This is a genomic window from Roseateles flavus (assembly GCF_039872765.1).
In the GTDB taxonomy this organism is placed as follows: domain Bacteria; phylum Pseudomonadota; class Gammaproteobacteria; order Burkholderiales; family Burkholderiaceae_C; genus Roseateles_B; species Roseateles_B flavus.
The window spans coordinates 159,644-166,052 of sequence record NZ_JBDPZC010000011.1; the positions used below are offsets into that span (position 1 = coordinate 159,644).

General features: G+C 68.6%; 7 protein-coding genes. 4 read left to right on the plus strand and 3 right to left on the minus strand.

Annotation, left to right across the window (positions count from 1 at the left end; all coding sequences use genetic code 11):
- Positions 1-128: 128 nt before the first annotated feature.
- Both ABDJ40_RS20505 and ABDJ40_RS20510 read right to left on the minus strand, forming a co-directional pair.
- A complete protein-coding gene (locus tag ABDJ40_RS20505; protein WP_347612444.1) occupies positions 129-845 on the minus strand; it encodes an alpha/beta fold hydrolase in 717 nt (238 codons plus the stop codon).
- Positions 842-2,098, minus strand: coding sequence for a CaiB/BaiF CoA transferase family protein (locus ABDJ40_RS20510; RefSeq protein ID WP_347612446.1), 1,257 nt, complete (start codon positions 2,096-2,098; stop codon positions 842-844). Before ABDJ40_RS20510 ends, ABDJ40_RS20505 begins: the two co-directional genes overlap by 4 nt.
- 52 nt (positions 2,099-2,150) lie before the next feature.
- On the opposite strand from ABDJ40_RS20510, the gene ABDJ40_RS20515 reads away from it, so the two are divergent.
- The 3 genes from ABDJ40_RS20515 to ABDJ40_RS20525 are packed head-to-tail and all read left to right on the plus strand — an operon-like array spanning position 2,151 to position 3,386.
- On the plus strand, positions 2,151-2,663 hold the full coding sequence (locus ABDJ40_RS20515; RefSeq protein WP_347612447.1) for a hypothetical protein: 513 nt from the start codon (positions 2,151-2,153) through the stop codon (positions 2,661-2,663).
- Positions 2,664-2,712: 49 nt separating this feature from the next.
- Complete coding sequence (locus ABDJ40_RS20520; RefSeq protein WP_269631370.1) at positions 2,713-3,120, plus strand: PTS sugar transporter subunit IIA; 408 nt, start codon at positions 2,713-2,715, stop codon at positions 3,118-3,120.
- On the plus strand, positions 3,117-3,386 hold the full coding sequence (locus ABDJ40_RS20525) for an HPr family phosphocarrier protein (protein WP_183105400.1): 270 nt from the start codon (positions 3,117-3,119) through the stop codon (positions 3,384-3,386). The genes ABDJ40_RS20520 and ABDJ40_RS20525 overlap by 4 nt, the downstream gene beginning before the upstream one ends.
- A gap of 43 nt (positions 3,387-3,429) precedes the next feature.
- On the opposite strand, the gene ABDJ40_RS20530 is transcribed toward ABDJ40_RS20525, so the two are convergent.
- The gene (locus tag ABDJ40_RS20530; RefSeq protein WP_347612449.1) at positions 3,430-4,284 is read right to left on the minus strand and encodes a GNAT family N-acetyltransferase; all 855 of its coding nucleotides are present in this window, start codon (positions 4,282-4,284) and stop codon (positions 3,430-3,432) included.
- 152 nt (positions 4,285-4,436) lie between these two features.
- Between ABDJ40_RS20530 and ptsP the strand changes: the two genes are divergently transcribed.
- The gene (ptsP, locus tag ABDJ40_RS20535) at positions 4,437-6,215 is read left to right on the plus strand and encodes a phosphoenolpyruvate--protein phosphotransferase (protein ID WP_347612451.1); all 1,779 of its coding nucleotides are present in this window, start codon (positions 4,437-4,439) and stop codon (positions 6,213-6,215) included.
- The last annotated feature ends 194 nt before the right edge of the window (positions 6,216-6,409 follow it).

Below are 6,409 nucleotides of genomic sequence, written 5' to 3' on the forward strand. Positions count from 1 at the left end.
GGCAGTCTGGCCTGCAGCGTCCATCCCGTGACTCGGGGGCCGGTGCCGCAGGCCCTGGTGCAGGATTGTGAAAGCCGGCGCCTCCAGCGGGCCTGGGATCAGCCCTTCCCTCAGCCTGGGGGGCTGCGTCACGATTTGGGGCGGGCCTGCGCCGCGGCCAGCAGGCAGTCCAGCAAGGCCTCGGGGGCGCTGATCATGGCGTCATGCCCGGTGGCGATCTCGTCGACGATCCAGCCAGGCTCGCTGCGCACCCGCTGGCGGCTGGCGGCGATGGTGGCCAGGGCGGGCTCGGTGCAATCGATGAAGCGGCGCGGCAGGCGGGCCCAGCGCTCGGCGTCATAGGGCAGGGCCTGGTCATAGACGCCGCCGGGGTGGGCGGTCTGGCGGCGTTCGACCCAGGCGGCATCGTCTGCGGCCAGGCCAAAGAGGCTGGGGGGCGCAGGCGGCAGCACGCCCAGCTGGGCGATGAGGGCGCGGCGCTGGGCCTGCGTGTCCGGGCTGTGGCGGCTGGACCAGGCGTCGCCCGTCCAGGGCACGACGGCATCCAGATAGACCAGCTGGCCGATGCGATCGTGCAGCCGGTCCGCCACGCCGGTGATCACCATGCCGGCGTAGCTGTGGCCGACGAGGATGCAGTCCTGCAGCTCCTCGGCCTCGATCACGGCGGCGACGTCCTGGATGTGGGTGTCCAGGGTGATGCCCGCCGGCCCGAGATGGGCACGCTCGCCCACGCCGCTGAGGCTCACGGCAAAGGCCCGGTGGCCGGCCTTCCACAGCGCCGGCAGGATGCGTTTCCAGCACCAGGCGCCATGCCAGGCACCGTGGACCAGGACAAAGTCGCTCATCCGATCACTCCTTGTTCGCGCAGGGCCTGGACTTCGGCAGGCGTCATGCCTGCCTCGCCCAGCAGCTCGTCCGTGTGCTGGCCCAGCAGGGGCGGGGGGCGCCGGTACTGCACCGGCGTGGCCGACAGCTTGATCGGATTGGCGACCAGCTGCAGTTGATCGCTCAGGGGGTGAGCCATGGGCACGGTCATGCCGCGGGCCTGGACCTGGGGGTCGGCAAAGACCTCGTCCAGGTTGTTGATCGCGCCGCAGGGCACCTTGGCGGCCTCCAGCTGGCCCAGCCAGTGCTGGCGGGGCTGCAGGCGCAGGGCCTCGGCGATCAGCGGGACGAGTTCGGCGCGGTGGCGCACGCGGTCGGCGTTGCGCAGGAAGCGCGGGTCCGTGGCCCACTCGGGATGGCCGGCGATTTCGCAGAACTTGGCGTACTGCTTGTCATTGCCCACGGCGAGGATCAGGTGGCCGTCGAGGGTCTCGAAGACCTGGTAGGGCACGATATTGGCGTGCGCATTGCCCATGCGGCCCGGCGCCTTGCCGGTGCAGAGGTAGTTGGCGCCGAGGTTTGCCAGCATGGCCACCTGGGTGTCCAGCAGGGCCATGTCGATGACCTGACCCTGGCCGGTGAGGTCCCGGTGGCGCAGCGCGGCAAGGATGGCCACGGTGGCATAGAGCCCGGTGAACAGGTCGGCCACTGCCACGCCCACCTTCTGCGGCCCGCCGCCCGGCAGGTCGTCGCGCTCGCCGGTCACGCTCATCAGGCCGCCCATGCCCTGGATGGCGTAGTCGTAGCCGGCGCGGTCGCGGTAGGGGCCTGTCTGGCCGAATCCGGTGATGGAGCACACCACCAGGCCTGGCTTGAGCGCCAGCAGGCTTTGCGCATCGAGGCCGTAGCGGGCGAGGTCCCCCACCTTGAAGTTCTCGACCAGCACGTCCGCCTGCAGCGCCAGCCTGCGGATCAGGGCCTGGCCCTCCGGGTGGGCGATGTCGACGGTGATGGAGCGCTTGTTGCGGTTGGCACCCAGGAAATAGGCGGCTTCGCTGCTGTCCTGGCCGTCCGCAGTCTTGAGATAGGGCGGACCCCAGGCACGGGTGTCGTCGCCGCTGTCGGGGCGCTCGACCTTGATGACGTTGGCGCCGAGGTCGGCCAGGGTCTGGGTGCACCAGGGGCCTGCCAGCACGCGGGAGAGGTCCAGCACGGTGACGCCACGGAGGGCGCCAGGCGGCAGGGCCGCCAGGGAGGGGGTCGGGTCTTGCATGGGCGGATTGTGACTGCCGCTCGCGAGGCTGCCATCCCTCGATAATGCGAGGATGACACCGCTCAAGACGCCCCCGCGCGCGGGCCTTCTGGCCTGCCTGCTCCTGCTGGGCGCCTGTGCGCCCTCGCTGAACTGGCGCGAGGTACGGCCCGAAGGCAGTGGCGCGGAGCTGATGTTCCCCTGCAAGCCTGAGCAGGCCCGTCGTCCCGCGAGTGCGCAGGAGCCGGCCATGGGGCTGGCGGTGTGCCGCGCGGGCGAGCTGGGCTTCTCCCTGAGCTGGTCCGAGATGCCCAGGCCAGACATGGTCGGGCCCGCCTTGCATGCCATGGGAGAAGGGCTGCGGCAGCGGTTGAAGGCGCCTGAGGCCGCCTGGCAGGCCTTGCAGCTGCCGGGCATGACGCCGCGGCCGGAGTCGGGGCAGCAGGCCTTGATCGGTCCGGGGCAGAAGGCGCGGCAGGCGCTGTTCTCCCGCGGGCTCAAGGTCTATCAGCTGGTCATGCTGGGCCCCAAGGACGACGAGCTCGCCTGGCAGAACTTCGTGGCTTCGGTGAGATTGCCTCAGTGAGGGGCTTGTCTCGGGTCGCGCTGGCGCCGTGCCCGCTGATAATGAGCCCATGACCGGCTTGCTGCTCATCGCCCACGCTCCTCTGGCCTCGGCCCTCAAGGCCGTGGCGGAGCACACCTTTCCCCATTGCGCCACCCAGCTGTCCGTGCTGGACGTGACGACGGACATGTCGGCGGATGACGTCGAGCAGCGCGGCCGCGCCCTGATCCTGCAGGCCGGCCACGAGGACGTGCTGGTGCTGACCGACGTCTACGGCGCGACCCCCAGCAACGCTGCCCAGCGGCTGGCCGATGTCCAGGGGCATGTGCGCGTGCTCAGTGGCGTCAACGTCCCCATGCTGTGGCGCAGCCTCTGCTACGCCCATGAGCCGCTGGCGGCGCTCGTGCAGCGCGCCAGCCAGGGCGCCACGCAGGGCGTGGTGCTCAGCGAATTGCCCTCCAACCCCGCGGACCGATGATCAAGACGACCCTCACCATCAGCAACAAGCTGGGCCTGCATGCCCGCGCATCGGCCAAGCTGACCAAACTGGCTGGCGCCTATCAATGTGAGGTTTTCCTGAGCCGCGGCAGCCGCCGCGTCAATGCCAAGAGCATCATGGGCGTCATGATGCTGGCCGCCGGGATTGGCTCCCAGGTCGAGCTGGAAACCGACGGCCCGGACGAACAGGCCGCCCAGGACGCCATCACGGCCCTGGTCAACGACAAGTTCGGCGAAGGCGAGTGAGCCTTGCGGCGTCCGGCTGGGCCGGGCGCCGCGTCCACCCGGCTCAGGACGCCGCGCCCAGGAAGTGGCGGCGGTAGCGTGCCGGCAGGTCGTCGATGCGCATGAGCATGGGCAGGTCGGCCGTGTTGAAGTCCGGATCCCACGCCGGGCGCCCCAGGATGCGCGCACCGCAGCGCAGATAGCCCTTGATCAGGGGCGGCGGCTCGACCGCCAGGTCCTGGCGCAGTTCATCCACCGGCAGCGCCAGCTTGGGCGCCACCTGCCATTGCTCGGGTGCCATGTGGCTGTCCTTGAGCTGGTGCCAGAGGCTGGCGGCGTAGTGGCCGCCATCTCGCATGCTGACGCTGGCGCAGCCGATCATGGTGTCGAGCTGGTTGCGCACCATGAATTCCGCCAGCGCGCCCCACAGGGCCATGATGGCGCCGCCGGAACGGTGCTCGGCATGCACGCAGGAGCGGCCCAGCTCCACCATGCGCGGGCGCAGGGCGCGAAGGGGGGCAAGATCGAATTCCGTCTCGCTGTAGAGCCCGCCGGCGCGCAGTGCGGCCTCAGGCGTCAGCACGCGGTAGGTGCCGATGACCTGGGCACTGTGGCCGTCCGCGGAGAGGGCGCGCACCAGCAGGTGTTCACAGAAGGGGTCGAAGGCGTCGATGTCGTGGCCGGCGGGCGCATCGGCCGGCGGGCTGAGCCGGGCGCCCATCTCCTCGACGAAGACCTCGTACCTCAGGCGCTGGGCGGCGCGGATCTCGTCGGGCGTGCACGCCCAGGCCACGTCCAGGCGAGGCTTGCCCTCACCCGTGCCTGTAGTCGGCTGCGCAGCGTCTGGAAGTGACCTCCGTTCCGCCTTGGGCGGCCGGATTTCCGAGAAAGGCAGGGTGGGCAGGGGGATGTCCCTCATGGGTGGCCTCGTCGTGCTGTGACGGTCGCCATGCTCGGCGCTGGGCGTGACGTGCCCATGACTGCATCTTGACGTTGACATGACAGCCCCAGAGCGGCACTTTGCCCGTTCGGCGCAGGAGCCGGGTGACAGGCGGCTGCTACAGTCGGCGCATGAGTTTTCAGGTTTTCGGCATTCCTGTGTCTCGGGGTGTGGCCATCGGCCGCGCCGTGCTGGTGGCATCCAGCCGCGTGGACGTGGCCCACTACTTCATCGACCCGGCCCATGTGCCCAGCGAGATCAAGCGCGCGCTGCGCGCCCGCGACGAGGTCGCCCGCGAGCTGGAGTCGCTGAAGGAGGACATGCCCGAGGACGCGCCCCACGAGCTGGCGGCCCTGCTGGACGTGCACCTGATGCTGCTGCACGACGAAGCCCTGCTGGGGGCAACGCGGCAGTGGATCGTCGAGCGCCACTACAACGCCGAGTGGGCGCTGTCAGCCCAGCTGGAAGTGCTGGCGCGGCAGTTCGACGAGATGGAGGACGACTACCTGCGCGAACGCAAGGCGGACCTGGAGCAGGTGGTGGAGCGCCTGCTGGGTGCCATGGCTGCCGAGCAGGGCCAGACCCAGGTCGGGGCCGCCCAGGTGGTGCAACGCGACTTCGCGGGTGAGGATCCGCTGCTGCTGGTGGCGGCCGACATCGCGCCGGCCGACATGATGCAGTTCAAGCGCAGCGTCTTTCACGGCTTCATCACCGACATCGGCGGCAAGACCTCGCATACGGCCATCGTGGCGCGCAGCATGGACATCCCGGCGGTGGTCGGCACCCGCGAGGCTTCGCGCCTGATCCGCCAGGACGACTGGGTCATCATTGATGGCGACAGCGGCGTGGTCATCGTCAACCCTTCGCCCATCGTCCTGGAGGAGTACCGCTTCCGGCAGCGTCAGAGCGAGCTGGAGCGAGCCCGCCTGGCCCGTCTGCGTCACACGCCGGCGGTCACGCTGGATGGGGAGCGCATTGAGCTGCATGCCAATATCGAGCTGCCGGCCGATGCGGCCGCGGCAGTGGAGGCCGGCGCCACCGGCGTGGGTCTGTTCCGCAGCGAGTTCCTCTTCATGAACCGTGACGGCGAGCTGCCCACGGAGGAGGAGCAGTTCCAGGCCTACAAGGCTGCTGTCGAGGCGATGCGGGGCATGCCGGTGACTATCCGCACCGTGGATGTCGGGGCCGACAAACCGCTGGATCGCATGTCAGCCAATGAACTGCGGCATGAGCATGTGCTCAATCCCGCGATGGGCCTGCGGGCCATCCGCTGGAGCTTGGCGGAGCCCAGCATGTTCCGCCAGCAGCTGCGAGCCATCTACAGAGCCAGCGCCTTCGGCAAGATTCGCCTGCTGATTCCCATGGTCGCCCACCTCAGCGAGGTCCGTCAGATCCTGGACACCCTCAAGCGTGTCAAGCAGCAGCTGGACGACAACGGCCAAGCCTACACGCAGGTGGATCTGGGCGTCATGATCGAGATCCCGGCGGCCGCGGTGATGCTGCCATTGCTGCTGCCGCATGTGGACTTTGTGTCCATTGGCACCAATGACCTGATCCAGTACACCCTGGCCATCGACCGCGCGGATGAGGCGGTCGCCCATCTGTATGACCCCTGGCATCCGGCCGTGCTGCAGCTGATCGCCAGTTCGATCTCGCAGGCGCGCGCGGCGGGCAAGTCAGTCAGCGTCTGCGGAGAGATGGCCGGCGATGCCGTCTTCACCGACCTCCTTCTGGCCATGGGCCTGCGCAATTTCTCCATGCACCCGTCTCAGATCCCATCGGTCAAGCAGCGCATACTGCGGGCCGACTCTCAGAAGCTGAAGGGTGCGCTGCCTGCCATCCTGTCTAGTGAGGATCCGGAGAAGACGGCCAGCCAGGCGTTCGCGGCAAGCTCCCAGCGCCTGCACTGATGCAGGCCCGCCGGTCGTCCTCAGGCAAGGCCAGCGGACTTTTCAAGAAATTCTTTCGAATCTCTTGCGCAGGCCGAAAAAGCTGTGCTACAGTCTAAGGCTTCGCTGCTGATGCAGTGCTTCGAAACGAAGCGCAAAACAGAAGCGGCGAAGCGCAAAAGAAACGCAAAGAGATTTGATCTTGATGTTTGTTT